Here is a 26,514-nt window from a genome sequence, read left to right on the forward strand (position 1 = left end):
GGGCTGGGGAGACCCCACAGGCGCTTGCGCCGAGGAGGCTCCCCGTGCCGCCCGCGGACGCGAAGTGCCTGGAGCGGAAATCAACCCCCCATTTCAATACAACCTAAATTCAAAGGACTTTTTCAGTGCCCTCATTTAAACAGGCTTTTTTTTTGGTACTATTTAACTGGAAATTACGAATTAGACAAAATAATCTTGCAATTACCATAATTCCGTAATAGAATTCTATTGAAATATATGGAATAAACAGAATAATTTAAAAATAATTCAAAGCGTGTAAGAAGGTGTACAATGAATCCCGAAAAAACACGAATCAAAGAGGTTCCACTGCTCGATGTAAGAAATTTAGAGACAGCCTTTGATATTGATGGGACAGACTATAATGCAGTAGATGATGTTTCCTTTCAGGTTAAACCACGGCAAATTGTCGGAATTGTAGGAGAATCTGGCTGTGGTAAATCGGTAATGAGTCTCTCGATCATGCAGCTGCTTCCAAAAGGAATTGGTAAAGTCAAATCAGGCCAAATTGTTTTTGATGGGATTAATCTTGAAAAAATGTCCGAATCGCAAATTAATAAACTTCGCGGAAATGATGTTTCAATGATCTTCCAGGAGCCAATGACCTCACTTAATCCAGTATTCACAATTGGCTATCAGCTCCAAGAAGTTTTTTTTAATCATACAATAATTTCGAGAAGAAATGCACGACTGAGGTCCATCGCTTTATTGAAGAGTGTGGGAATTTCCCGTCCTGAAAAAATTGTAGATGAATACCCACATCAATTATCAGGTGGGATGAGGCAGAGAGTGATGATTGCTATTGCTATTGCCTGTCAGCCGAAGTTATTAATTGCAGACGAGCCAACCACTGCCCTAGATGTAACGGTTCAAGCACAAATCTTAGAACTTTTAAAAGGAATTCAAGAAGTAAACGACATGTCCATTATTCTCATCACACATGATTTAGGTGTTGTAGCGGAAATGTGTGATGAAGTGATCGTGATGTATGCAGGAAAAATTGTTGAACGGACAGATGTTGATAGATTATTTCATAACCCTAAACATCCATATACCACATTACTTCTGGGGGCAATCCCAAAAATGGATGAACAGGAAGACCGCTTAAACTCCATACAAGGAATTGTTCCTTCCCTTATTAATATGCCGCAAGTTGGCTGCCGCTTTGCAAACCGTTGCCCAAAAGCAATGCCTGAATGTACAACCATTACCCCCTTACTTGAAAATGTCGAACAAGGTCACGAGGTTGCTTGTTTGTTGTTTGATACTAGTAAACCAAAAGAAGAGATGAGGTAATGAGTACTGTTTCCCTACATGAAAATGAGAGAAAATCCTCGTCGCAAGCTGAAAATCTATTGGAAATTCAAAATCTTAAAACCTATTATCCCGTAAAGGGAGGATTTTTCAAACGAACGATTGGAAATGTAAAGGCAGTGGATAATCTTTCTTTTGAGATAAGGAGAGGTGAAACACTAGGATTAGTTGGGGAATCGGGGTGTGGGAAATCTACAGCAGGTCGCACCATTTTGCGATTATTAAAACCAACAGACGGTAAGATCCTCTTTGATGGAAAAGATATAACGAAAATTTCTGGTAAATCACTTCGTGACATTCGCAAAGATATGCAAATGGTATTCCAGGACCCCTATGCTTCCCTAAATCCGATGCAAATGGTGGGGGATATTATTGCCGAGCCAATCTATAATTTTTCCAAAAAAGCGAATGCTGAATTAAAGAAAGAAGTCATGGATTTATTAGATAAAGTAGGCCTATCACAGGATGCTTATTATCAATATGCTCACGAGTTTTCTGGTGGACAACGCCAAAGAATTGGAATTGCCCGTTCACTGGCCCTAAGGCCAAAATTAATTATTGCTGATGAACCAGTCTCTGCGCTGGATGTCTCTGTTCAATCCCAAGTGTTAAATCTATTAAAAGATTTACAACAGGAATTTGAATTAACATTTTTATTTATTGCACATGATTTAAGTGTGGTTAAACACATGAGTGATCGAATTGGGGTCATGTACTTAGGAAATATGGTTGAGATGGCCGACAAGAACCTTCTTTATGTAAAACCTCTCCACCCTTATACGCAGGCTTTGATTTCGGCGATTCCATCACCAGATCCAAGGTTAAAGAAGGAAAGAATGATCTTAAGAGGAGATGTTCCGAGTCCGATTAATCCGCCAGCGGGCTGTCCGTTCCATCCGCGCTGTCCAATGGCAAGGGAGGAATGTACTAAGACGAAGCCTCTATTAAAGGAGGTGAAGCCTTCTCATCGAGTTGCTTGCCACCTTTACTAAAAAGCGGGTACTTCCTGCGGAGAGGTTGACAGTCCTCTCCGAACATTACAACCAAATGAATAGGGGGAAATAAATGAAGATACGAAGTATATTTATGCTAGTTGCATTAATACTTGTGTTATCAGCCTTTTTAGCTGCATGCAGTGGTGGGGAGAAAACAGGGAGTAAAGAGGAGAATGGTGAGAAGTCTAGTGAATCAGCTGGTCAACCACAGGATGGCGGGACATTAGTCTATGCCCTCGATTCCGCACCAGAAGGGAAGTTTAACTATTCATTTTACGGCAATGCTACGGATGCTTATGTCATAAATTTCTTTGATGAAAATTTAATTGATTACGATGAAAACCTAAAAGCGAAGCCACATATTGCTTCTTGGAAAACAGAAGACAATAAAGTATTTGATTTTGAAATTAAACAAGGTGTGAAATGGCAAAACGATGATGAACTATCAGTGAAAGACTGGGAATTCGCACTAATGGTTGTTGCGGACAAAGATTATGAAGGGCCACGTTTTGATAACGTTAGAAATATTGAAGGTGCACAAGACTATCATGATGGAAAAGCAACGGAGATCTCTGGTATCAAAGTTGTCGATGATTATCACATCCAAATTACATTCGATAAAGCACGTGTAAACAACTTGGAAAATCTTTGGACCTATCCACTGAACCGGACAGAATTTAAAGGTATGGCTGTTAAAGACATGATGAGTTCTAAACAAGTTCGTACGAAGCCAGTTGGTTTAGGACCGTTTAAAGTAACAAAAATTGTTCCAGGCGAATCAGTTGAAATGGAGCGTTTTGACGATTATTTTGGCGGCAAGCCACATATTGAAAAAGTGGTGATAAAAGTAATTGATCCATCACTTTCTGTCGGTGAACTGAAAAACGGCACACTTGATATGACTTCATTTCATCCAAGTATAATTGATCAGGTGAAGGCACTTGATAATGTAAACACGATCACATATCCTGGCGTCAGCTACTATTATGTTGGATTTAAATTAGGAAATTGGGATGGCAAGAAAAACGTCATGGATGAACCAAAATATCAAGAGAAGAAATTACGTGAAGCGATGTACTATGCCATTAATCGTGAAGAATGGGTGAAAGCTTTCTTCAATGGCGTTGGAAAACCAGTTAACCGACCAATCCCTTCAAATCACTGGATTGCTGCCGATAATAAAGACCTTGAACAATACGAATATGATCCTGAAAAAGCCAAAAAATTATTAGATGAAGCGGGTTATAAAGATGTTAATGGCGATGGTTTCCGTGAAGATCCAAAAGGTAAAAAATTCGTGATAAACTTCAGTCATTATTCTACTTCAAATCCAACATTTGAATCACGCGCGAAAGCATTAACCCAATATTGGGAAGAAGTAGGTTTGAGATCAAAATTAACGATGACTGATGTAAATCTATATTATGAAATGCTTGAAAAAGCTGATAAATCAATAGAGGTATTCTTCGCTGGTTGGGAAACTGGTGCTGATCCGGATCCAACTCCACTTTGGGGCTCTGAAGCACTTTGGAACTACCCTCGCTGGGTAAATGCTGACAGCGATAAATTACTTGACGAAGCACTTGATATCAGCATAGTTGGAACGGATAGCGAAAAGCGTAAAGATCTTTATGTAAAGTGGCAAAAGTTATTTATGAAAGAACTTCCTGTTTTGCCAATCGCAGAACTTGAAGAAACCATGGCAGTAAGTAAGCGAGTTCACGAAGTTACATTCGATGTTTCAGGTATGAATCGCCCAAATGAATGGTGGATTCAACAATAAACACAATTAATAAATATGAAATAGACTATGTTCAGTTCCGAATAAAGATCAATAAACTCAAGGTGTTCATATGGTGTGGTTGGGCACTTGATTTCATTAATGCCTCCCATTTGAACAAATTGAGGTACATACAGGGACCGTGTTTATCAAAGTTTATTGAAAAGGAGAATGCACATGCTTAAGTATGCTTTTCGAAGAATTTTGGGCATGATTCCGATGCTGTTTCTTACCTCTATTGTTGTTTTTTCCTTAGCAAAATTGATGCCAGGTGACTCTCTTAGCGGGGAAATCGATCCAAGGAATACAGATCCCAAATATATTGCTGATATGAGAGAAAAATTAGGTTACAACGATCCATTACCACAGCAGTATTTCCACTGGATTGGAAACTTTGTGCAAGGGGATTTTGGAAAATCAACTCGTTTTAAAATTCCGGCAGCAGAGGTTATTGGAGAACGTATTCCCAACACATTATTACTAGGTTTATCTTCCATCTTAATCACCTATATCTTAGCATTTCTAATGGGGTCTTATTCTGGACGAAAGCCATACACGCTCGGGGATAATATAATAGGTGGATTAAATTATTTAGGATTGTCGATCCCGTCCTTTGTTGCTGGGGTGTTTGCTATCTTCCTTTTTTCCTTTACTCTAGGATGGTTTCCATCAAATGGATCAATTGATATTGGGGTTACAGAGGGTACACTTGACTATTGGCTAAGCAGGCTGCACCATGTATTTTTACCCGCTGTTGTCCTTGGGTTATTAAGTACCGCAAGTTATACTCAATTCTTACGGAATGATATTATTGAAAATAGCCGCAAGGACTTTGTTCGGACTGCACGAGCAAAAGGGACACCTGAAAGAAAGATTTACAATGTTCATATTTTAAGGAACTCGATGATCCCTCTTATTACTTTTTTAGGTTTTGATTTAGTGGCAATCATCAGTGGAGCTATCATAACAGAAACAATTTTCACCTACCCAGGCCTGGGACAACTATTTCTAGATTCTGTTGGCACAAGGGATTATCCAGTTTTAATGACATTAACGATGTTATTTTCATTCTTAACATTAATTGGCAATCTTGTAGCAGATGTATTTTATGGTATTGTTGATCCCAGAATTAGGCTAGAGTAGGGGGCGAAAAGATGGAAATAGTTACGGAAAAGGATCCGAAAATTTTTCGAGCACTCCCCAAAAAAAGTTTATCTCCATGGGCGATGGCACGTAAAAAGTTTAAAAAGAATAAACTCGCTATGGCTAGTTTATTCTTTTTAATAGCCGTTGCGATTCTTTCATTCTTAGCCCCCTATATTACAACTGCAGATGTTTCAAGAATTAATATCGGTGAAATGTCTCTAGAACCATCGAGTAAGCATTGGCTGGGGACCGACAGGGCGGGGCGTGATGTGTTTACAAGATTGCTTTATGGGGGACGAATCTCCTTGTTAGTTGGAATCAGCTGTACGGTATTTGTAATTTTACTTGGGACGTTGATTGGCTCAATATCGGGTTACTTTGGTGGAGCTGTTGATAGTTTATTGATGAGATTTACTGACTTTATTCTAAATTTCCCTTTCCTAGTGTTTGTAATCGTCTTAAACGCCATTCTTTTTGGGAAGATTAATGGATTATGGGTGTTAATTGGAACCATTAGCATACTGAGTTGGGGAGGAATCGCGCGGATTGTAAGGAGTAAAATCCTTGCTGAAAAAGAAAATGAATATATTACGGCAGCGATTTCGATTGGGTGTTCCCCTGCTAAAATCATAATGAAACATCTAATACCTAATATCTTATCAACGATTATTGTTCAAGCAACAATTACATTTGCGACGATGATTGTGGCGGAGACAGGCTTAAGCTTCCTAGGTTTCGGCGTCCCCCAAGAGATTCCGAGTTGGGGAAATATGTTAAATTCGGCAAATGAACCAGATGTACTCCAATTCAAACTATGGATCTGGGTACCACCGGCATTAATCATAACAATCACGATTTTATCGATTAACTTTATTGGAGAGGGCTTAAAGGACGCCTTCAATCCTAAATCAAGAAGATAAAAATCTACCATCAAGAGTTGGTAGATTTTTTTGTTTCATTTATTCAAATGATGGCTAGTATATCAATAAGCAAACAGCATGTTAAGTGTAATTGGAGCAAAATATATATAAAGGAATAATTTAACTAAGGTCTGCCCATACTGATTGACAAATAGTTTCTTGAAGTGAGGGGTTGTACAATGTTGTATCTTCATGATGTATGGGTAAATTGGTTTGAAGGTGAAGAAAACGGGTATAATGTATGCCACTTTCATGAATGGCGTAAAGATGACGGAGTGGAGCTGCTTGACCAGGCACCGCTCATAAAAGTCGAACCGATTTTATTTAATTATATTGAAAATGATCTGGCAGAGATGCCTCAACAGCTTCTAGATGATATTTATCAGAAGGCGTATTTAAGAAAGAACCATGAAAGAGTTCAGCTAGATTATTGCTTTGTGGTCACAGATGGAGTGGGCATATTAGCAGTCGATACGATTGGCTATAATATTCCAATCCGAAAAAGCAGATTAATCCCAAGGCAGGAACAGCTTGTTTATGAAATGATTAGTCAGCATGAGGCGCAGCCCTATCATTTCTACGCTCAACCGCAAACGAAGGACTTCCACATTCTTTCACCTGAACCCGAATTGATGAGAGGGTTAACGAGAAAGGAACGACAATTAAAACAGCTGCTATTTATGGCACTTGATCAATTACTTTCATCGAATAACGAAGCAGAAGTAAGATATTGGTATACTGAATGGTGTCCCGAGCAATATTCTACAATTCAAGAGATGAATTTTGAAGCTGCATGGGAACAATTATTTGAAGAAACAAAGTATGGTTGGTCTAAGCGTCATGAAACATTCTGTGAAAATTTAATTAAGGGACAGCCGTTCTTTGAGAAACTTTGGGAAATGGAGCATGGACCAAAAGTAAACTAAAAGCCTGACCCAAAAGGTGTGTGATCGATACCTTTTGGAGCAGGCTTTTTCATTTTATCTTCCTTATCTTCTTTTACGACCGAGACCCATAGCATTTTCCATTTTCTTCAATGTCTTACTGGCCACTTGATTGGCCTTCTCTGCCCCTTCATCCAATATTCGGTCAAGCTCACTGGATTCCAGTAAATTGTAATACTTTTCTTGGATCGGTTTAAGGAAGTTTACAACTACTTCAGCAAGGTCACCCTTAAAATCTCCATATCCCTTCCCATTATACATTTCTTCGATTTCAGGAATGGATTTTCCATCCAGGATAGAATAAATGGACAACAAATTGGAAACACCCGGTTTATTTGCTACATCAAATTTAACAATTCCATCAGAATCAGTCACAGCACTCTTGATTTTCTTCACAATTTGATTTGGCTCATCTAAAGGAGTGATAAACGCCTTTTTGTTTGGATCAGATTTGCTCATTTTTTTCGTTGGTTCCTGAAGGGACATAATTCTTGCCCCAACCTTTGGAATACTAATTTCCGGAATGGTGAGGATGTCGTTATATTTCTTATTAAATCTCTCGGCTAAATCTCTTGTTAATTCCAAATGTTGTTTTTGATCATCGCCGACTGGAACAAGGTCAGTATTATACAATAAAATATCTGCTGCCATCAATGGCGGGTAGGTTAAAAGACTTGCTGAAACAGCTTCTTTTCCAGTTGATTTATCTTTAAACTGAGTCATTCTTTCCAGTTCTCCAATATAGGAAATACATTGCATCAACCATCCAGCTTGAGCATGAGCAGGAACTTCTGACTGGATAAACAAGGTAGCCTTCTCTGGGTCAATTCCCACGGAAAGATATAATGCCGCAAGGCTGCGAATATTTTTCCTAAGTGTTTGTGGGTCCTGAGGAACCGTGATTGCATGCTGGTCAACGATACAAAAGAAGCAATTGTATTCGTTCTGCAATTCCACGAATTGTCTCAAAGCTCCAATATAATTCCCAAGCGTAATAGTTCCGCTTGGTTGAATTCCTGAAAAAATTGTCTTCATTATCATTTCCTCCTAAAAATATATAAAAAAACCATTCATCCCAAAAAATCATAGGGACGAATGGTTCGCGGTACCACCCTAAATTACTCAAAAGAGTCACTCAGTTCCAATTCCTCATTCAGAAGAATTAGGTGTCCTTTTAACGCAAGGCAAACGTCTACTCCTACTAGTTTAATCATAAGAAAAAAGGTTCAGAAAGAAGCTCCAAAGTCCATTCCGTATTTATTCGTGTTTGTTTCCACCAACCACAAACTCTCTTGAACGAAAGAAAATACGTACTACTCTTTATCATTGCATTACAGTTTTTCGTTTAATCACATTATATAGGAAGTGAATAATTAATTTCAAGTGAGTTAAACATAATAAACAAGAAGGGCAATCAGCATCAATAAACCATTCATCATTCCATGAAAAAGGAGCGGCTTTTCATTGATTGTCACCATTTCAGATAATCTTGGGATTTCATCGAATTTTTTCTTTTCTTTGTCTCTTGAGAAGGAAAAAAAGAGATTAAAGGATCTGGAAATCGCATCATAAAAACCACTGTGAATAGTATAAAGTAGTAATGCAGATAAAAGAAAAGCTGCCGTGAAGAAAAATGATATATCGATATAGCTTAATAATGAAATTTTTCGGTGGTAAATAAACGAAATGATAAAAATGACAATCTGTGTAAGAGTGAGAAAAATTAATTTTTTCTTTAACTGGTATTTCACCGAATAACCTCCAAAACCTTGATTTATAAGGGAATATCTGAAGTATAGTATACAGAAAAATCTTTATAAGTCTAAATTATACCATAGCTTTTTGTAATGATAACGTAAAGATTGTTGCGAATCTGTAAATTAATTTTCAAAAAATAATGTACAATTTGATGAAAATATGTATAATAGAGAATGTAGTAATTTTTCAGAATAATAGAAAAGGGAGGTCTACAAGTGAAGAAATCAAAACTTTCACTACTTTTAGTATTATCACTAGTGCTTAGCATGTTCCTAGCAGCATGTTCAGGCGGTGATAAGGAAGAAACAGGTAAAAATGAAGGCAAAAATAATGCTGGCTCGGAAGAACAATTAGCAGATAAACAAGAACTTAATGTCCTGGAATCTGCTGAGATCCCAACAATGGACAGCGTTATGGGACAAGACACATTAAGCTTCACAACTTTAAATGCAGTAAACGAAGGCTTATATCGTTTGGATGCAGACCAAAAAGTAATCCCTGGTGTTGCAGACGGTATGCCAACATATAACGATGATAAATCCGTTCTAACAATCAAGTTAAAACAAGATTTAAAATGGTCTAATGGCGAACCTATCACTGCTAAAGATTTCGTCTTTGCTTGGCAACGTGCTATTGATCCAAAAGTTGCAGCTCCATATGGTGCTTACTTCATGGAAGGCAAAATCAAAAATGCTTCTGAAATCGTAGCAGGTACAGCGAAATTAGAAGATTTAGGAATTGTTGCTAAAGATGATTACACATTAGAAATTACATTAGTGCGTGCACTACCATATATTGAATCTTACCTTACATTCCCATTGTTCTACCCACAAAACCAAAAGTATTTTGAAGAACAAGGTGCTGACTATGCAAAAGATGCTGCTCATCTTTTATACAATGGTCCGTTTAAAATGACTAAATGGGATGGCCCAACAGGAACTGAATGGGTATTAGAAAAAAATGCAGACTATTGGAATGCAAAAGAAACAACTCTAGAAAAAATCAACTTTAACGTTTCTAAAGATCCACAAGCTTCAGCAAATGCCTATACTGCTGGCGAAGCTGATATTACACCAAAACTTGCACAAGCTGCGATCCTTTCACAATTTGAAGGTGCAGACGATTTACTTCGTTACCAAGAGCCATCTATCTGGTGGTTAAAAATGAACGAAAAGAACCCAGCATTGAAAAATGTTAATATCCGTAAAGCTATTGCACTGTCTGTAGACAAAAAAGCTTTAGTTGATGACGTATTAGCAAATGGTTCAATTGCTGCTGATTTCCTTGTACCAAAAGGATTCTCTTTTGATACAAACAATAAAGATTTCCGTGATACTGCGGGAACATACCTAAGCACTGATAAAGAAGAAGCTAAAAAGCTTTGGGAGCAAGGACTTAAAGAAACAGGACTTAAAGAAGTATCATTTACTTATGTAGGTCAAGATACTGAAACATCAAAAGTAACTGATGCCTTCATTAAAGACCAATTAGAGAAAAATCTTCCTGGCTTAAAGATTACGATCGAAGCTGTACCTTTCAAAATCCGTATCGCTCGTGAAGATGCAGAAGATTACGATTTGTTAATGGGTGGTTGGGGACCTGACTATGCTGACCCAATGACTTACATGGATCTATGGGTAACTGGCGGTGGACAAAACCATATGAGTTATGGTAATCCAGAATTTGATAAATTAATCAAATCTGCAAACGAAGAACTTGTTGCAACTCCAGATGACCGTTGGAAAGCCCTTCAAGATGCAGAAAAAATCTTGTTAGAAGATGATGCAGCAATTGCACCACTTTACCAACGTTCTGTTAACATCTTGATCAATCCAAAGGTTAAAGGTTTTGCACACCATGCATTCGGTCCTGACTATAGTTACCAGTGGATTAAAATCACTAAATAGTAACTATATCTAATCAAATAGAAAGAGAGTATATTTTAAAGATATACTCTCTTTTTACCTGTATCTGAATTGTCGAAAAAAGTCGAATATTTAATAAAATAGGAGGTGTAGGCATGGTAAAATATATATTACAACGCGTTGGCTATATGATTATTACTCTTTTTATAGTGACAACACTTACTTTTTTCCTCATGAAGCTAATTCCAGGTAGCCCTTTCAATAACTTTGAAAAGCTGACAGAAGTTCAGCGTGAGATCTTGCTGGATAAGTATGGCTTAAACGAACCATTGCCTGTTCAATATTATCAGTATATGGTGAATATGGTTAAAGGTGACCTAGGAATCTCCTTTCAATTTGATAATACCCCAGTAACGAAACTTATCGCTAATCGAATTGGTCCATCTGCTCAATTAGGTTTGCAGGCGATGATTGTTGGTGCTGTTTTAGGCATATTCTTGGGTGTAATTGCAGCCTTAAAGCAAAATACCTGGATTGACTATGGCTCAACCTTCATTGCGGTAGTAGGTAAATCGGTGCCGTCATTTATTTTTGCAGGCTTACTTCAGTATTACGTTTCTGTAAAATTGGGATGGCTGCCAGTTATGCTTTGGAAAGGTCCAGAGTATACAATTCTTCCTACGATTGCTTTAGCAATGTTTCCTATCTCGATTGCAGCCCGGTTTATGCGGACTGAAATGATTGAGGTTTTAGGATCAGATTATATTACATTGGCAAGAGCTAAAGGTGCGAGCCGCTGGCAAATAAGTGTTAAACATGCATTAAGAAATGCCCTAATTCCTGTTGTAACGGTTATGGGACCATTAGCGGTTAGCTTAATGACTGGTTCACTAGTTATCGAGCAAATTTTTGGAATTCCAGGATTAGGGGAACAGTTCGTTAAATCCATTAATATGAATGACTATCCTGTTATCATGGGAACGAACATTTTATTTGCTGTTTTATTTGTCGTAGTTATTTTGATTGTTGATATTCTTTATGGAATCATCGACCCACGTATTCGGATATCGGGGGGGAAAGCTAAATGAGCAACAAAGATATTTCAATTTCAAAAGATATGTTTGCGCCTGCCCATATTGACCCATCTAAGAGTGAAAAAATTGCCAAGCCTAGCTTAAACTTTTGGCAAGATTCATGGCTAAGAGTTCGAAAGAACAAGGGTGCAGTTGTAAGTATGGTAATATTGGGAATTTTGATTATTATGGCCTTTGTTGGCCCAATGATTACGCCTTACACATACGATAATCAAAACACTAAACATAATAACCTACCTCCTCGGATTCAGGGGATTGAAAATGTACATTGGCTTCCATTTGATGGAACTTTAGCAAGAAGAGACGGAACAGTGTACAACGCCTATGAGGTACGAAAAGTTGACGCCTATTATTGGTTTGGAACAGACAATTTAGGCCGCGACCAATTCGCGCGGATTTGGAAAGGTACTCAAGTATCGCTATTTATTGCCTTCATGGCTGCCTTAGTAGATATGGCGATTGGGGTTGCATATGGTGCGATTTCAGGTTATTTGGGTGGTAAAACCGATAGTATCATGCAACGTATAATAGAAGTAATTGTAGGTATCCCAAACTTGATTGTGGTTGTTTTGATGATTCTCGTCTTGAAACCGGGGATTATCCCGATAATTATTGCCTTAACGATTACAGGTTGGACAAGTATGGCACGGGTTGTTCGTGCACAAGTGCTGAAGTTTAAAGGTCAAGAATTTGTTTTGGCAGCTAAAACTTTAGGCGCATCTAATTCTTCGATTATTTTTAAACATATGATCCCGAACATGTTTGGTGTCATTATTATTAATACGATGTTTTCAATCCCAAATGCTATTTTCTTTGAAGCATTCTTAAGTTTCATTGGATTGGGATTACAAGAACCACATGCTTCATTAGGGACGTTGGTAAATAGTGGATTTAAATCAATGATCGCTTTTCCGTATCAAATGATTATTCCTTCAATTATTATTGCATTAATAATGGTCTGCTTTAACCTTGTTGCAGATGGATTACGAGATGCATTGGATCCAAAAATGCGTGATTAGAGGGCAGGTGAATGTAAATGGAGAAAATTTTAGAGGTAAAAGATTTAAGAATATCGTTTCACACTTTTTCTGGTGAAGTACAAGCTATTCGTGGCGTAAACTTTGACTTATATTATGGGGAAACATTAGCGATCGTTGGTGAATCTGGTTCTGGAAAGTCAGTAACCACTAAATCAATTATGCGCTTACTACCAGAAAACAATTCCGAAATTAAAAGTGGACAAATCCTTTTTGATGGAAAGGATTTGACGAAACTTAAAGATAAAGACATGCAAAAAATTCGTGGAAAAGATATTTCAATGATCTTCCAAGATCCGATGACTTCCTTAAACCCAACCATGAAAATTGGTAATCAGATTATGGAGCCGCTCATTAAGCATCAAAACATGAGTAGACATGCGGCAAAAGAAAGGGCTATCGATTTACTAAAACTTGTCGGAATTCCGAAACCGGAAATTCGAGTGGATCAATATCCGCATCAATTTTCTGGTGGGATGAGGCAAAGGGTAGTAATTGCCATTGCCTTGGCGTGTAACCCAAAGGTGTTAATAGCTGATGAACCAACAACAGCACTTGACGTGACCATCCAAGCGCAAATTCTTGAATTAATGAAGGATCTGCAAAAGAAAATTGATACATCGATTATTTTTATTACACATGACCTTGGTGTTGTGGCAAATGTGGCTGATCGAGTCGCAGTTATGTATGGTGGGAAAATTGTTGAAATAGGAACAGCAGATGAAATTTTCTATAATCCCCAACATCCATATACATGGGGCTTAATCAGTTCTATGCCTGATATGGACACGGATGATGAAGAGTTATTCTCGATCCCTGGTACACCACCCGATTTATTAGAACCACCTAAAGGAGATGCATTTGCTCCACGGAACCCGTACGTCATGAAAATTGACTTGGAGCAGGAGCCACCTTTCTTTAAGGTATCTGATACACATTATGCTGCTACTTGGTTATTACATCCGGATGCTCCTAAGGTTGAACCTCCTGAAGCAGTGAAAAGACGACAAAGTCAATATCAAGGCACTGTAGGAGTGGGTAATGGTGTGGCATTAGAAAAAGATAAATTCCCTGGTAAAAAGGAGGGGAAATAGATGGCTCAAAAAGAGAAATTACTTGAAATAAAGAATTTAAAGCAGTACTTTAATACTGGAAAACCGAATGAGGTCAAGGCTGTTGATAATGTTTCCTTTGAAATTTATAAAGGGGAGGTCATGGGTCTTGTAGGTGAGTCAGGCTGCGGTAAATCTACAACTGGTAGAACCATCATTCGTTTATATGATGCCACTGGCGGAGAAGTTTTGTATAATGGCGTTAATGTTCATGGGAAAAAGTCTAAAAAGCAATTAAAAGAGTTTAATCGAAAAATGCAAATGATTTTCCAAGATCCATATGCATCCTTAAATCCGAGGTTGAAAATTGCCGATGTAATTGCTGAAGGAATCGATATTCATGGGTTGGCTAAATCTAAAGAAGATCGAATGAATCAAGTATATGAATTGCTTGAAACAGTTGGATTAAATAGAGAGCATGCGAATCGGTACCCCCATGAGTTTTCCGGTGGGCAGCGCCAACGGATTGGAATTGCACGTGCATTAGCAGTTCAGCCAGAATTTATTATTGCCGATGAACCGATTTCTGCATTGGATGTTTCCATTCAAGCGCAGGTGGTAAACTTGATGAAACAGCTACAAAAAGAAAAAGGGTTAACGTATTTATTTATAGCACATGATTTGTCAATGGTTAAATATATAAGTGATCGAATTGGTGTTATGTACTTTGGTAAGATGGTTGAACTTGCACCGGCAGACGTGCTTTATAAAAACCCACTTCATCCATATACACAATCACTTTTATCTGCGATTCCGGCTCCGGATCCAATTAGTGAGCGGACACGAAAGCGTAAATCCTATGACCCTGCCAGCCATAATTATGGTGACAATGAATCAATTGAATTTAGGGAAGTTGCTCCTGGTCATTTTGTTCTTTGTTCTGAAAAGGAATTTAAACAATATCAGGCACATTATAAGCATTAAAAAAAAACGATCTCGCTGGAGATCGTTTTTTTATTTTATAGAATGAGAATCGACTGTTCCGTTATTTTCTTTTACCACCGACAGCTTTCCAACCAGTTTGGTATTTGGCCCCTTCATCGACAAATTCAGTGCGCTTTTTACCACCAAATATTTTTTCACCTATACCGTTTGAGATAACACCCATTAATGCTGTAAAACCAACAATGAGCAAGGCAACAATTGTTAAATCAGATATGTAAGCAACCATGATTTTACCCCCTTCATTTTAGGTAAATTCCGAAAACGAATTAATTTATATCCCATATCCCTTATTTTAAAAGAACTTGCACATTATTGAAAGAGGAAAATAGGGAAACAGACGAAAGTTTTTAAAAATATGTATGCGTTTTCAATTGTGGTATTCTATTGAGAATGAGAATTAATAATAAATTAAGTAATTTCAAGTATAATGAAAATTGTAAGAAGAATAATCAGCTATAGACCAAGAGACCTATGAAAAGAAATAAAAAGAATCGACAAAAAAAGTAGTAAATAATGAAACTTTTTGCTAAATCATTCGTCTATTATAATGTAAGAAATTTTTTTTACGATGTTTGAGTAACTTTAGAAATTTTTAAAAAAGGATACCTTTTTTAGAAACAGTGGTGTATAATTGATGATATAAATTACTTATTTATAATAATTTTAATTATGAATGATCCAACCACTATAAAATGCTTATTTAACTATATAGTTATGGAAAATTGTTTGTAAATAAAAGAGGAGTGTGAAGAACGGATGGTAACACTATACACTTCACCAAGTTGTACATCATGTAGAAAAGCTAAATCATGGTTAGAAGAGCATGAAATTCCATACACTGAAAGAAATATTTTCTCTGAGCCATTGTCGATGGAGGAAATTAAAGAAATTCTTCGTATGACTGAAGATGGGACAGATGAAATCATTTCGACAAGATCGAAAACATTTCAAAAATTAGACGTTAATTTAGATGCAATGCCGTTACAAGATTTATTCAAATTGATCAAAGATAATCCTGGCTTGTTACGTCGTCCAATTATTATTGATGAAAAGCGGCTTCAAGTTGGTTATAATGAAGACGAAATTAGACGTTTCTTACCTAGAAGGGTAAGAACATTCCAATTGCGTGAAGCACAAAAAATGGTAAATTAAAATTAAAAGGCCTCTATCTTAGAGGTCTTTTTTTCCTCTGAAAGTATGTTTAGCTCAATATTTCGTCCTCTTTTTCTAAATGCAGTTTATTTGTGGTTTAGGATTCATTTTGCTACAATAAAAAGAATATCTTATATAAACCATAGGCATATATTGGTTTTTTAGATATTCACCTTTTTTCATTTCCCTTATTAGTCCTTTTGACATAAAATGAAAGTACAGGAGTATTTACTTTTTTTGTGGTAAATGATGAATGGCAATATCTGCTGGGGGTATTTAGTCCCTTCAATATGGAAAACGGAAGGGAGAGGTTATGATGGAGATTGAGCGCATTAATGAGTATACTGTGAAGTTCTATATTTCTTATGGCGATATTGAGGAAAGAGGCTTCGATCGCGAAGAAATTTGGTACAATCGGGAACGAAGTGAAGAACTTTTTTGGGAAATGATGGATGAAGTCCATGGTGAAGAAGATTTTGTCGTCGAAGGCCCGCTGTGGATCCAAGTTCAAGCACTCGATAAAGGGTTAGAGGTTCTTGTAACAAAAGCTCAGCTATCAAAGGATGGACAAAAGTTTGAGCTCCCGATTCCTAATGATAAAATAAAGGACATTCCTGTTGATGGAAAGATTGAAGAACTCTTGGATCAACATTTTAATCCGAATTTTACTGATGAAGAAGAAATGCTGCCGGAAGAGGACTCTTTGGAATTCTTGCTTGTTTTTAGGGATTTTGAGGATGTTATTGGTTTATCAAATCGCGCAGGATTAGACGAGTTAGTAACGAAACTCTATCATTTTGAAGGTAAATATTATTTATATACAGAATTTCCAGAGGACTTATATGAGGAAGATGAAATTGACGATATTCTCAGTGTTTTACTTGAATACGGTTATGAAACACAGGTAACGATTCATCGAATTCAAGAATATGGGAAAGAGATTATTTCTAAAGATGTCTTTGAAGAAATCCGAAAATATTTCAGCTAAATAAAATACCGATTTCACATTTGAAATCGGTATTTTTAGCTTTTATTAAATTGAATGTTTTGGTGGGTGAGTGCATTGAAAAACACGGTAAGGGTTATCTTGTTTTTGGCCGTTTTATCCGTACTATTGTTTTTCTTTAAGGAGAAATTGGAAAGTGGTGTCTTTGGATTCTTAAGTGTTTTAATTTCGCTTTCTGTTATTTTTATCGGGTTTGTCATCTTCCTTGAGAATCGTCATCCTACACAAACCATTACATGGCTAGTAGTATTAGGTAGTTTTCCTCTGATTGGCTTTATCTTTTACTTACTTTTTGGGAGAAATTATCGGAAAGAGAAAATGTTTAGAAAGAAGTATTTTCTTGATAAACAAGCCTTTTTAACGGTTGAAGGGGAGGATGATCCCAGAAATACAGAAAAAATTAACTTAATGAGGCAGCATCAAGGGAAGTTGTTTAATTTGGCCCAAAAGCTTGGGAATAGTCCAATCTCTTTTGATACTTCAACAAAAGTATTAACAAATGGAGAGGAAACCTTTCAATATATTATTGAACAATTGAAAAGAGCTAGGCACCATATCCATCTCGAGTATTACATAGTTCGGCATGATCGTATTGGTCAGGAAATCAAGGATATCTTAATTGAAAAGGCATGCGAAGGTGTTAAGGTCCGTTTCTTGTTTGATGCCGTCGGGTCATGGCAATTATCAAAGAAGTATATTCATGAATTAAGAAAAGCTGGGGTAGAAACGGTACCATTTGGTCCTGTAAAACTCCCTTTTTTAAATAATAAGTTTAACTTCCGAAATCACCGCAAGATTGTAGTGATTGATGGAACAATTGGTTTTGTAGGCGGATTAAATATTGGGGATGAATATCTAGGTAGGAATAAAGATATTGGATTTTGGCGTGATACGCATCTAATGCTTAGAGGCGAAGCGGTCAGGACGCTCCAACTTATTTTTTTGCAAGATTGGTATTATATGACAAATCACAGTTTTTTAACAGCAGAATACCTATCACCACAAATTGATCATCTGTCTCATGGCGGCGTCCAGCTTATTGCAGGCGGGCCTGATAATGAATGGAGTGTCATAAAAAATATCTTTTTCTCGATGATTGCCTCTGCAGAAAAGTCAGTATGGATTGCTTCACCATATTTTATTCCAGATGAGGATATTTTTTCTGCTCTTAAAGTCGCGGCACTAAGTGGAATTGATGTCCGTTTACTTGTACCAAACCGACCTGATAAGCGAATTGTCTTCCATGCATCACGATCCTATTTCCCAGAACTGCTGGAAGCAGGGGTTAAGGTGTATGAATATGAACGAGGATTTATGCATAGTAAAATCATCATTGTCGATGAGGAGTTGGCCTCGATTGGGACTTCCAATATGGATATGCGAAGTTTTCACTTGAATTTTGAGGTGAATGCATTCTTATTCCGAACCAACAGTACTCAAAAACTAGTGGATGAGTATACAAACGACCTCAAATATGCCAAGCAGTTAGAGCTAAAGACCTTTCAAGAAAGGCATATTGGATTTAGACTGCTAGAATCAACAGCACGATTACTTTCACCATTATTATAAAAAGTCCGAAAACTCGTCAAATTTGACGAGTTTTTTGAAGTTTTTAAAAGGGATTTTGGCAGAATTTGACGAATTAATGTGGTAGAAAGGAGGAGAGTTATTTTGTTAACAGCTCGAACAATAACAGGTAAAAAAATTTGCCTTGGGTTTGATTATACCAAGGAGTCGCTTTTGTCTCTGCGCAATAAGGAGGAATTCATTTGTCCGATATGTGGTGAAGGCGTGGTGTTGAAATTAGGTGATCGGCGGATCTTTCATTTTGCGCATAAGCAGGGAAGCAGCTGCCGCGATGTTTATGAAAATGAATCTTTCTATCACATGGAAGGGAAGCGTCAACTTTTTCAATGGCTAGTTAGGCAAAAAATCCCCGCCGCCTTAGAGTATTATATTAGCGACATCCAACAGCGACCAGACATTTTGTTCAAATTTAATGATAAGACCTATGCCTTAGAATACCAGTGCTCAACGATACCAGAGAATGTCTTTTTCAAGAGGACTAAATCATACCTTGACCATCATTACATTCCACTTTGGATTCTCTCAAGTGATCAAATTCACCAAAAGAGAAAAACGTTAATCGGATTATCGAACTTTCAATATTTGTTCGTGCGAAGTACATCCACTGGAAATCTTTATATTCCTAGCTATTGCCCCGAACAACGTCAATTTCGATTTGTAGAATCTATCACATCCTTCTCGATTAAAAATGCCTTCTTCCATTCTTCCATTTATCCAAAGAAATACACGACCGTCGAAGATGTGTTGGAACCAAATATGTCTAAAACGATTAATTTATCTAGCTGGAATTCTGAAATGGAAAAGCTAATTCTGAATTGGTCAGTTCATCCACAACCAGGACAACTACATTTTTTTCAGGAAATCTATAACCGAGGTCTGAATCTTTTCTTAATGCCCCCAGAAATTGGACTTCCCGTTGCTCATTCTTTATTACTTCAAACTCCGTTGATCATTTGGCAAACATATTTCTATCTTGACGTCCTTGCCGACAAGGATCCTAACGATACCATTTCCTTTCATGAAATTAAAGACCATTTTAATAAAAGAAAATACCGTAATGACATCATGCGACGAAATCTACCCCAGATCGAACAGCTTAATCCCATTCTCCCCATCATCGAATATATGATGCTCTTAGAGAGGCTCGGCATTGTGCGAAGAAAAAGTGACAGTCTATTTGAAGTGCAACGGAAAATCACCATTCCTATATCAAATCGAGAAAGGGAGGAGGCGAGGGGGGATTTTTATAAAAAAAACAGGAGGATCCTTTTAATCCAATAAATGAAAGTATGCAAATGGGCATAATATAGTGGTATGTCAGTTTAAGACTTTTTAAAGGAAAATAGAAGAATGAGGAGAATATATTTAGAAGTGATTTATTTCGCATATTGAAAAGTTGAATGGAGGATGAATGATGGCAAATGAAACTGCTGTAAAGCCGCTGCCCGTAAGAAGTGAAATTAGTGTGGAAGACACATGGAAATTAGAAGACATTTTTGCAAGTGATAAAGATTGGGAAAAAGAGTTTCAAGAAGTAAAGAACGAAATTCCGGGAATCAAAGAATTTACAGGAAAATTAGGAGAAAATGCCGATATTCTGTATAAAGCACTTCAATTTCAAGATAAATTGCTGGAACGACTTGGGAAGCTTTATACATATGCACACATGCGCTATGACCAGGATACGACAAATTCCTTTTACCAAGGTTTAGATGATAGAATGAAAAATTTATACTCTCAGGCAGCTAGTCAATTAGCTTTTATTGTGCCGGAAATTCTATCAATCGACGAAGGCAAAGTGAAGAGTTTTCTTAATGAGAAACAAGAATTAAAGCTTTATGAACATGCCATTGAAGAAATTAATTTGCAAAGACCACATGTCTTAAGTGCAGAGCAGGAGGCCTTATTAGCTGAAGCGAGTGAAATCATGGATGCGTCTAGCAATACGTTCGGCATGCTGAACAATGCTGACATTGAATTCCCGACCATTAAAGATGAAAATGGAGAAGAGGTTGAAGTTACTCATGGGCGCTATAGTCGTTTCTTAGAGAGCGCTGATCAACGCGTTAGGCATGATGCCTTTAAGGCAGTTTACAAAACATACGGTTCCTTTAAAAATACCTTTGCGAGCACGTTAAGTGGGAATGTGAAAAAGGACAATTTCAATGCACGTGTTAGGAACTACGATTCTGCGAGACATGCGGCACTCTCAGGGAACAATATACCGGAAAGTGTATATGATAATTTAGTTAGTACCGTTTCTGACAATTTACATCTACTACACCGCTATATAAAGTTACGAAAAAAAGTGCTAGGTCTAGATGAGCTTCATATGTATGACTTGTATACACCGCTTGTTAAAGATGTCAAAATGGAAATTAGGTATGATGAGGCAAAGGATCTAGTGATTAAAGGGCTTGCACCATTAGGCGAGGACTATTCAAATATTTTAAAAGAGGGTTTCGAGAATCGTTGGGTGGATGTTCATGAGAATAAAGGAAAACGCAGCGGTGCCTATTCATCAGGAGCATATGGAACACATCCATATATCTTGATGAACTGGCAGAATAATGTCAATAATTTATTTACACTTGCTCACGAGTTTGGGCACTCTGTTCATAGCTATTATACTCGGAAATCTCAGCCATATCCGTATGGGAACTATTCCATTTTTGTGGCGGAAGTCGCTTCCACTTGCAATGAAGCGTTGCTGAATGATTATTTATTAAAAACGATCGATGATGAACAAAAACGTATTTATCTTCTCAATCATTATTTAGAAGGCTTCAGAGGGACTGTATTTCGACAAACAATGTTTGCCGAGTTTGAACACCTTATTCATCAAAAGGCGCAAAATAATGAGGCCTTAACAGCTGATTCATTAACAGAAGCCTATTATGAATTGAACAAGAAGTATTTTGGTGAAGAAGATATTATTATTGATGAGGAAATCGGATTAGAATGGGCACGAATTCCGCATTTCTATTACAATTACTATGTATACCAGTATGCAACAGGCTTTAGTGCGGCTACTGCTTTAAGTAAACAAATATTAGATGAAGGCGAGCCAGCTGTAAAACGGTATATAGGAGAATTCCTCAGCGCTGGAAGCTCAGATTATCCTATTGAAGTGCTCAAAAAAGCGGGCGTTGATATGACCAGTGCAGACCCAATTAAAAATGCATGTAAGGTATTTGAAGAAAAACTAAATGAACTAGAAAAGCTTTTATCGTAAAAATAAAAGGGATGGTGCCATTTATGGCTGCCATCCTTTTAAAATCCTCTAAATCGTTTTCGATCATTTAGATAAAAAATGAAGATAAAAATAGAAATAAATAAAATCGGTGTACTGAGAAGAAGTGGAAAGATCTTTATCAGCGCTAACACATGCAGAAAAAAGGCGATTACGATAAAAAGAATCATCATGAAAAAAGGAAAATTGCCCACAGTAATATTCACCTCTTGAGATACTGACTATACTAATATGTCTATTGTCCATTTCGTGAACTTATGACTTTTTGACAATAATGTGAAATAAAGCACATACTTATTGTCATCAGCTTGAAACGCATGGTATATTTAATGCGTGAAGTTGATCACAACAAACATATACCCCTTTGTTTGACCGTGAAAAATTTCTCCCATCCCCTTTGTTCGTATTAATAGAGAAATGCCTTGCAGCATAAACTGCAAGGCATTTTATTTTGCTTAAAAACAATACAGTTTTCTGTTTCATCAAAAAAATGCCCATCCAGTTGGACAAGCATTTGTCTAGTCTTCGATATATCTCCAAAAGGTCCCATATTTTGCCGGGATTTGCTCGACCACTTGTTTTAATAACAACTTTTTCATTTCCCGTTCAATTTGTGAAATCGACATATTGTAAACAACAGCAATTTCCTTTGAAGCGACAAATTTAAAAAATTGCATAAACGTCTCTAAAGGTGGTGGAGGAGATTTTTCGGGCCTTTCTGCAAGCATCTCTTCTAGTATTTGGACATACACTTCATATGGATAGGATCCAGTAATCTTGATCCCTTCGTCCTCGATATTTTCATTAAAAAAAACGAGCGTTGGGATTTCATTAACATCCATTTCGGAAGTTATCTTTAAATCGCATTGGAATGCTTTTGCAGCACTTTCAGAATGAATATCAGTCATGAACTCTTCTACATCCAAACCTGCACTATCGGCACATTCCTTTAACACTTCAAGGTCCGAGGTGTTTTGTTTTTCTAAAAATAACATTTCTTGAATCCGGCGAAGAAACCGTAGTCCCGCTCGTCTGCCTTGTAACTCAGCAGCCTTTAAGGCAATCGAAACGGCATATGGCTTGTCGATCGGATTCTCTAACCAAAGGCTGCCATCGCACGACATTCCCGATCTACTTGCTGTTTTTTCCCAAACTTGAGCAATATTTTCATAACTCTTTTTTCTACTCAAATGTAAATCAGCTAATCGTCCACTCAATACATGCTTAATTGAAAAATAGGGTCCATATTCAATTTGTAGCTTCTTAAGAATTGGCTCAAGTGCCCAACATTCGGGGCATAGCGGATCAATAAATAAATAAATCTCTAAAGGCTTTCTGTCACTGCCGCTACACCTTTTCATGAAACTGGGCAATTTAGGATTAGTCACGATTTTCACCTGTTATCTCGCCGTCATCAGGCGTGTTGATCATATGTTGGGCAGTAAGATTTAGTCGGGCGAATAATTCCTCTCGTAGTGGACCATGGAAATCAATGATGTCCATCGCACGTGTCATACAAGATAACCATGCTTTTGCACGAGTAGGTGTAACGGGAAATGGTAAATGACGAGCACGCATCATCGGATGCCCATGCTCCTCTGTATAAATAGATGGCCCGCCTAAATATTGAGTTAGAAATTGTTTTTGTTTCCGGGCAATTTCTGTGAATTGATTTGGGAATATTGGAGCAAGGTCAGGATGTTGTGCAACAAGGTCATAAAAAGTGTCGACCAGTCGATGCAGCGTACTTTCACCAATCGCCTCAAATGGTGTAAGCTTTTTCTCAATCATGTTGACAACCCCTTTAATATCTTTTGTATTCATATTTTAACAATGCCTATTTCATATCTCAAATGAATTGCCTTGAAATGACCTATTTTTTAAGCTATCCACCTCATTAATGTATACAATGGAGTGATTTTTTACTAAAGAGGGAGAATGGTGTGCCTCTAATTTGAAGTTTGCTGTTTGTTTTTTTTGTTGTAAAAACGGCGAATTTTATTGTCGGTCTTCCGTACCGGAATTTCCATTTGTTTAAGTAATTCTTGGAATGTTTTTTGTCCTTCTTGAAAGTTTTCTACTTCATATTCTAGTTCATAATCTTCAAAGTTTAGATAGGAACTATGATCTAGAACTAGTAAACCATTTTTGTATTTCCATTCCATTCTATTTGTAGTGAGTGAGCCGAAATATTCGATTTCTGAAAAGGGAATACTCATTTCCCCGATTAACTGTTGAATTTGACCGCTCGGTAGTTGACCAAAGCGAAGGGCAACGGTAGCATCCTCGGTACTTAATCGTTGATTTGTTTCAAGTAGCCCAACAGTTGCCGGTTGTTTTAGTGTCATCTCATATGCACCGCCCTTTTTACGGATGCGTAAAGCAGCCCCTAAATTCTTCAATGCAAAATCTTTTGTATCAAAGTAGTGGTTTTCCTGGGAGAAAATTTGCTGCTTATCAAGGTTAAACTCCACGAGGAATTTTTCATATTCTGCTTTTGTAAGTAGGTTTTTAAACTCTATTTCAATATTTTGTGACATTGTCCGTCATCCTTTCACGAAGGGGGTTTCTTTCATCATACCTTTACATTTTTATTTGTGTCCAGAATTGGACATTTTCCTTTTCAATAAACCTGATTCTTTGGGAGAAATAGATGAATTATGCTAAAATAGGAGGGTGAAAGATGGAGGTATGAAGATGAAGAAAAGAATAACAATCTTAGAGGCAATAATCACTGATAATAAACTAATTTTAGAAACAAATGAATCAATTAATGGGTTGATCCCTGCAGAACAGATTCTGGTGGACTCGACTCAATGTTCATTTATTTACTTAATGGAAGATCAAGAGGAGTATACATATATCGTCTTACCTGAAACTATTTGGCCATCATTAAAGGCCGCACAAGAACAAGAACTGCCAGTTAAGCTGTCTACTAATGACGACCAAATCGAACTAGTTAATTTTCAAGAGGAATTAGAATATATTATTAGCAATATTAAGGGTAATAGTAACTATGGTCATGAAATGGTCACAAAGGTAGAAGGGGTATTCTTGTAAAAACGGTACTTTTTTATCGTAATTTGTTTTTAATGAGGTGGTATCATGAAGCATTGGGAGTCATTTTTAGCCCCATACAAACAGGCTATTTCAGAATTAAAGGTTAAATTAAAGGGAATGAGGGGACAATTTGAACTAAATTCTTCCCATTCACCAATAGAATTTGTTACAGGTCGAGTAAAGCCAATCGCGAGTATTTTGGATAAGGCCAATCAAAAGGGCATTCCACTAGATCGATTAGAAGAGGAAATGCAAGATATTGCTGGTATGCGAATCATGTGTCAGTTTGTTGATGATATACATACAGTTGTGAACTTATTAAGAAATCGTAATGATCTAGAAATTGTTGAGGAAAGGGACTATATTTCACATAAAAAAACGAGTGGGTACCGCTCTTATCATGTGGTGATCAGTTACCCTGTTCAAACAATTCACGGAGAAAAGAAGATACTTGCTGAAATTCAGATTAGGACGTTAGCCATGAATTTCTGGGCAACGATTGAACATTCGCTGAACTATAAATACAAAGGTGCTTTTCCAACAGATATCCAAATGAGGCTGCAACGAGCTGCCGAAGCGGCTTTTCGTCTAGACGAGGAAATGTCGTTAATCCGGGGTGAAATCCAGGAAGCCCAAGCTTTTTTTTCAAGAAAAAAAGAGTTGAAGCAAGAAGAAAAAAATTGATGAGCAAACCGCCTTTTGAAAGCCATTTTGTACAAGGAGCATAAAGAGATGAAATTTGCGATAACGTCAAAGGGAGATCAAAAATCAAATATATTGATGCACAAAATGAGGACGTATTTACTTGATTTTGATCTTGTATATGATGAAGATCAACCGGATATTGTTGTTTCAATCGGCGGAGATGGGACGCTTCTTTATGCCTTTCACCGTTACAGCAGCCGGCTAAGTAAAACGGCTTTCGTTGGTATTCATACGGGACATCTCGGTTTTTACGCTGACTGGATCCCTGATGAAATTGAAAAGCTTGTCATTGCCATTGCAAAAACACCCTTTCAAGTCGTTGAGTACCCATTGCTTGAGGTCATCATCCGTTATACGCATGCTGGGAAGGAATCACGATATTTGGCACTAAATGAATCTACCGTTAAAAGTGTTGAGGGTACACTTGTCATGGATGTTGAAATTCGTGGTCAGCACTTTGAACGGTTCCGTGGGGATGGACTTTGCGTTTCCACGCCTTCAGGTAGTACGGCCTATAATAAAGCTCTTGGAGGGGCCATTATCCATCCGTCAATTTCAGCTATTCAGGTAGCGGAAATGGCATCTATCAATAACAAGGTGTTTAGAACTGTTGGCTCGCCACTGATCCTTCCGTCGCACCATACGTGTATGCTAAAACCTGTTAACCGCTCTGATTTTCAAGTGACGATCGATCATCTGACGCTTCTTCATAAGGATGTTAAATCCATTCAATTTAGGGTCCCAGAAGAAAAAATTCGATTTGCCCGCTTCAGACCATTTCCTTTCTGGAAAAGAGTTCATGATTCATTTATTTCTGATTGAA

25 protein-coding genes and 1 other annotated feature are annotated in these 26,514 nt (G+C 37.4%); of the genes, 19 read left to right on the top strand and 6 right to left on the bottom strand.

What is annotated here, in order from left to right:
• Positions 1 to 291 precede the first annotated feature (291 nt).
• The 6 genes from TY15_RS11920 (at position 292) to TY15_RS11945 (ending at position 7,099) form a co-directional block, all read left to right on the top strand.
• Entirely contained in the window at positions 292 to 1,314 is a 1,023-nt protein-coding gene (locus TY15_RS11920) for an ABC transporter ATP-binding protein (RefSeq protein ID WP_040204534.1), read from the top strand.
• Positions 1,314 to 2,324: an ABC transporter ATP-binding protein gene (locus TY15_RS11925; RefSeq protein ID WP_042374502.1), complete on the top strand. Its 1,011-nt coding sequence runs from the start codon at positions 1,314 to 1,316 to the stop codon at positions 2,322 to 2,324. Before TY15_RS11920 ends, TY15_RS11925 begins: the two co-directional genes overlap by 1 nt.
• Positions 2,325 to 2,397: 73 nt before the next feature.
• Positions 2,398 to 4,110, top strand: a complete 1,713-nt coding sequence (opp4A, locus tag TY15_RS11930; RefSeq protein WP_040204535.1) for an oligopeptide ABC transporter substrate-binding protein — start codon at positions 2,398 to 2,400, stop codon at positions 4,108 to 4,110.
• A 174-nt stretch (positions 4,111 to 4,284) separates the two neighbouring features.
• Positions 4,285 to 5,250, top strand: a complete 966-nt coding sequence (gene opp4B / locus TY15_RS11935; RefSeq protein WP_040204536.1) for an oligopeptide ABC transporter permease — start codon at positions 4,285 to 4,287, stop codon at positions 5,248 to 5,250.
• An 11-nt stretch (positions 5,251 to 5,261) separates the two neighbouring features.
• Positions 5,262 to 6,173, top strand: coding sequence for an oligopeptide ABC transporter permease (gene opp4C / locus TY15_RS11940; protein ID WP_040204537.1), 912 nt, complete (start codon positions 5,262 to 5,264; stop codon positions 6,171 to 6,173).
• Between the two features lie 179 nt (positions 6,174 to 6,352).
• On the top strand, positions 6,353 to 7,099 hold the full coding sequence (locus TY15_RS11945) for a YjbA family protein (RefSeq protein WP_040204538.1): 747 nt from the start codon (positions 6,353 to 6,355) through the stop codon (positions 7,097 to 7,099).
• A gap of 63 nt (positions 7,100 to 7,162) precedes the next feature.
• On the opposite strand, the gene trpS is transcribed toward TY15_RS11945, so the two are convergent.
• Positions 7,163 to 8,155: a tryptophan--tRNA ligase gene (gene trpS, locus TY15_RS11950; protein ID WP_096911844.1), complete on the bottom strand. Its 993-nt coding sequence runs from the start codon at positions 8,153 to 8,155 to the stop codon at positions 7,163 to 7,165.
• 46 nt (positions 8,156 to 8,201) lie between these two features.
• Positions 8,202 to 8,453: a binding site (T-box leader), on the bottom strand.
• A gap of 52 nt (positions 8,454 to 8,505) precedes the next feature.
• Complete coding sequence (locus TY15_RS11955; RefSeq protein ID WP_052353766.1) at positions 8,506 to 8,868, bottom strand: DUF3899 domain-containing protein; 363 nt, start codon at positions 8,866 to 8,868, stop codon at positions 8,506 to 8,508.
• Positions 8,869 to 9,090: 222 nt separating this feature from the next.
• On the opposite strand from TY15_RS11955, the gene TY15_RS11960 reads away from it, so the two are divergent.
• The 5 genes from TY15_RS11960 to TY15_RS11980 all read left to right on the top strand — a co-directional run bounded on the left by TY15_RS11960 (position 9,091) and on the right by TY15_RS11980 (position 14,907).
• Positions 9,091 to 10,782: a peptide ABC transporter substrate-binding protein gene (locus tag TY15_RS11960; protein WP_040204541.1), complete on the top strand. Its 1,692-nt coding sequence runs from the start codon at positions 9,091 to 9,093 to the stop codon at positions 10,780 to 10,782.
• 113 nt (positions 10,783 to 10,895) lie between these two features.
• Complete coding sequence (gene opp3b / locus TY15_RS11965; protein ID WP_040204542.1) at positions 10,896 to 11,828, top strand: oligopeptide ABC transporter permease; 933 nt, start codon at positions 10,896 to 10,898, stop codon at positions 11,826 to 11,828.
• On the top strand, positions 11,825 to 12,853 hold the full coding sequence (gene opp3C, locus TY15_RS11970; protein WP_042374505.1) for an oligopeptide ABC transporter permease: 1,029 nt from the start codon (positions 11,825 to 11,827) through the stop codon (positions 12,851 to 12,853). Before opp3b ends, opp3C begins: the two co-directional genes overlap by 4 nt.
• A 17-nt stretch (positions 12,854 to 12,870) precedes the next feature.
• Positions 12,871 to 13,965 carry an ABC transporter ATP-binding protein gene (locus tag TY15_RS11975; protein WP_081799400.1) on the top strand — a complete coding sequence of 365 codons (1,095 nt, stop codon included), beginning with the start codon at positions 12,871 to 12,873 and terminating at the stop codon, positions 13,963 to 13,965.
• Positions 13,966 to 14,907 carry an ABC transporter ATP-binding protein gene (locus TY15_RS11980; protein ID WP_040204543.1) on the top strand — a complete coding sequence of 314 codons (942 nt, stop codon included), beginning with the start codon at positions 13,966 to 13,968 and terminating at the stop codon, positions 14,905 to 14,907.
• A gap of 61 nt (positions 14,908 to 14,968) precedes the next feature.
• On the opposite strand, the gene TY15_RS11985 is transcribed toward TY15_RS11980, so the two are convergent.
• Positions 14,969 to 15,154: a hypothetical protein gene (locus TY15_RS11985; RefSeq protein WP_040204544.1), complete on the bottom strand. Its 186-nt coding sequence runs from the start codon at positions 15,152 to 15,154 to the stop codon at positions 14,969 to 14,971.
• A gap of 530 nt (positions 15,155 to 15,684) precedes the next feature.
• On the opposite strand from TY15_RS11985, the gene spxA reads away from it, so the two are divergent.
• The 5 genes from spxA to pepF all read left to right on the top strand — a co-directional run bounded on the left by spxA (position 15,685) and on the right by pepF (position 21,908).
• Positions 15,685 to 16,080 (top strand): transcriptional regulator SpxA, encoded by a 396-nt coding sequence (gene spxA / locus TY15_RS11990; RefSeq protein ID WP_040204545.1) that lies wholly within the window; start codon positions 15,685 to 15,687, stop codon positions 16,078 to 16,080.
• 316 nt (positions 16,081 to 16,396) lie between these two features.
• Positions 16,397 to 17,068 carry an adaptor protein MecA gene (mecA, locus tag TY15_RS11995; RefSeq protein WP_040204546.1) on the top strand — a complete coding sequence of 224 codons (672 nt, stop codon included), beginning with the start codon at positions 16,397 to 16,399 and terminating at the stop codon, positions 17,066 to 17,068.
• Between the two features lie 75 nt (positions 17,069 to 17,143).
• On the top strand, positions 17,144 to 18,655 hold the full coding sequence (gene cls / locus TY15_RS12000; RefSeq protein ID WP_040204548.1) for a cardiolipin synthase: 1,512 nt from the start codon (positions 17,144 to 17,146) through the stop codon (positions 18,653 to 18,655).
• Positions 18,656 to 18,757: 102 nt separating this feature from the next.
• Positions 18,758 to 19,954, top strand: a complete 1,197-nt coding sequence (locus TY15_RS23185) for a competence protein CoiA (RefSeq protein ID WP_052353767.1) — start codon at positions 18,758 to 18,760, stop codon at positions 19,952 to 19,954.
• A gap of 133 nt (positions 19,955 to 20,087) precedes the next feature.
• A complete protein-coding gene (gene pepF / locus TY15_RS12010; protein WP_040204550.1) occupies positions 20,088 to 21,908 on the top strand; it encodes an oligoendopeptidase F in 1,821 nt (606 codons plus the stop codon).
• Between the two features lie 536 nt (positions 21,909 to 22,444).
• Here the strand turns inward: pepF and TY15_RS12020 are convergent.
• From TY15_RS12020 to TY15_RS12030, 3 genes are all read right to left on the bottom strand, one after another.
• A complete protein-coding gene (locus tag TY15_RS12020) occupies positions 22,445 to 23,287 on the bottom strand; it encodes a ClpXP adapter SpxH family protein (protein WP_042374512.1) in 843 nt (280 codons plus the stop codon).
• A 19-nt stretch (positions 23,288 to 23,306) separates the two neighbouring features.
• Positions 23,307 to 23,717: a globin domain-containing protein gene (locus tag TY15_RS12025; RefSeq protein WP_040204551.1), complete on the bottom strand. Its 411-nt coding sequence runs from the start codon at positions 23,715 to 23,717 to the stop codon at positions 23,307 to 23,309.
• A gap of 158 nt (positions 23,718 to 23,875) precedes the next feature.
• Entirely contained in the window at positions 23,876 to 24,466 is a 591-nt protein-coding gene (locus TY15_RS12030) for a CYTH domain-containing protein (RefSeq protein WP_040204552.1), read from the bottom strand.
• A gap of 157 nt (positions 24,467 to 24,623) precedes the next feature.
• Here TY15_RS12030 and TY15_RS12035 point away from each other — a divergent pair, with 157 nt between their 5' ends.
• Genes TY15_RS12035 through TY15_RS12045 form a run of 3 tightly spaced genes read left to right on the top strand, consistent with a single transcriptional unit; the run spans position 24,624 to position 26,513 of the window.
• The gene (locus TY15_RS12035; protein ID WP_040204553.1) at positions 24,624 to 24,986 is read left to right on the top strand and encodes a UPF0738 family protein; all 363 of its coding nucleotides are present in this window, start codon (positions 24,624 to 24,626) and stop codon (positions 24,984 to 24,986) included.
• A gap of 45 nt (positions 24,987 to 25,031) precedes the next feature.
• Positions 25,032 to 25,670, top strand: coding sequence for a GTP diphosphokinase (yjbM, locus tag TY15_RS12040; RefSeq protein ID WP_040204554.1), 639 nt, complete (start codon positions 25,032 to 25,034; stop codon positions 25,668 to 25,670).
• Between the two features lie 48 nt (positions 25,671 to 25,718).
• Complete coding sequence (locus TY15_RS12045) at positions 25,719 to 26,513, top strand: NAD kinase (protein WP_040204555.1); 795 nt, start codon at positions 25,719 to 25,721, stop codon at positions 26,511 to 26,513.
• Position 26,514 lies beyond the last annotated feature (1 nt).

Source organism: Neobacillus jeddahensis, from assembly GCF_000612625.1.
In the GTDB taxonomy this organism is placed as follows: Bacteria; Bacillota; Bacilli; order Bacillales; family Cytobacillaceae; genus Neobacillus; species Neobacillus jeddahensis.

What these genes read in the sequence shown, in the direction of transcription:
- TY15_RS11920 (WP_040204534.1), top strand. Translation starts at nt 292, where the DNA reads ATGAATCCCGAAAAAACACGAATCAAAGAGGTTCCACTGCTCGATGTA.
- TY15_RS11925 (WP_042374502.1), top strand. Translation starts at nt 1,314, where the DNA reads ATGAGTACTGTTTCCCTACATGAAAATGAGAGAAAATCCTCGTCGCAA.
- opp4A (WP_040204535.1), top strand. Translation starts at nt 2,398, where the DNA reads ATGAAGATACGAAGTATATTTATGCTAGTTGCATTAATACTTGTGTTA.
- opp4B (WP_040204536.1), top strand. Translation starts at nt 4,285, where the DNA reads ATGCTTAAGTATGCTTTTCGAAGAATTTTGGGCATGATTCCGATGCTG.
- opp4C (WP_040204537.1), top strand. Translation starts at nt 5,262, where the DNA reads ATGGAAATAGTTACGGAAAAGGATCCGAAAATTTTTCGAGCACTCCCC.
- TY15_RS11945 (WP_040204538.1), top strand. Translation starts at nt 6,353, where the DNA reads ATGTTGTATCTTCATGATGTATGGGTAAATTGGTTTGAAGGTGAAGAA.
- opp3b (WP_040204542.1), top strand. Translation starts at nt 10,896, where the DNA reads ATGGTAAAATATATATTACAACGCGTTGGCTATATGATTATTACTCTT.
- opp3C (WP_042374505.1), top strand. Translation starts at nt 11,825, where the DNA reads ATGAGCAACAAAGATATTTCAATTTCAAAAGATATGTTTGCGCCTGCC.
- TY15_RS11975 (WP_081799400.1), top strand. Translation starts at nt 12,871, where the DNA reads ATGGAGAAAATTTTAGAGGTAAAAGATTTAAGAATATCGTTTCACACT.
- TY15_RS11980 (WP_040204543.1), top strand. Translation starts at nt 13,966, where the DNA reads ATGGCTCAAAAAGAGAAATTACTTGAAATAAAGAATTTAAAGCAGTAC.
- TY15_RS11985 (WP_040204544.1), bottom strand. Translation starts at nt 15,154, where the DNA reads ATGGTTGCTTACATATCTGATTTAACAATTGTTGCCTTGCTCATTGTT.
- spxA (WP_040204545.1), top strand. Translation starts at nt 15,685, where the DNA reads ATGGTAACACTATACACTTCACCAAGTTGTACATCATGTAGAAAAGCT.
- mecA (WP_040204546.1), top strand. Translation starts at nt 16,397, where the DNA reads ATGGAGATTGAGCGCATTAATGAGTATACTGTGAAGTTCTATATTTCT.
- pepF (WP_040204550.1), top strand. Translation starts at nt 20,088, where the DNA reads ATGGCAAATGAAACTGCTGTAAAGCCGCTGCCCGTAAGAAGTGAAATT.
- TY15_RS12020 (WP_042374512.1), bottom strand. Translation starts at nt 23,287, where the DNA reads ATGAAAAGGTGTAGCGGCAGTGACAGAAAGCCTTTAGAGATTTATTTA.
- TY15_RS12025 (WP_040204551.1), bottom strand. Translation starts at nt 23,717, where the DNA reads ATGATTGAGAAAAAGCTTACACCATTTGAGGCGATTGGTGAAAGTACG.
- TY15_RS12030 (WP_040204552.1), bottom strand. Translation starts at nt 24,466, where the DNA reads ATGTCACAAAATATTGAAATAGAGTTTAAAAACCTACTTACAAAAGCA.
- TY15_RS12035 (WP_040204553.1), top strand. Translation starts at nt 24,624, where the DNA reads ATGAAGAAAAGAATAACAATCTTAGAGGCAATAATCACTGATAATAAA.
- yjbM (WP_040204554.1), top strand. Translation starts at nt 25,032, where the DNA reads ATGAAGCATTGGGAGTCATTTTTAGCCCCATACAAACAGGCTATTTCA.
- TY15_RS12045 (WP_040204555.1), top strand. Translation starts at nt 25,719, where the DNA reads ATGAAATTTGCGATAACGTCAAAGGGAGATCAAAAATCAAATATATTG.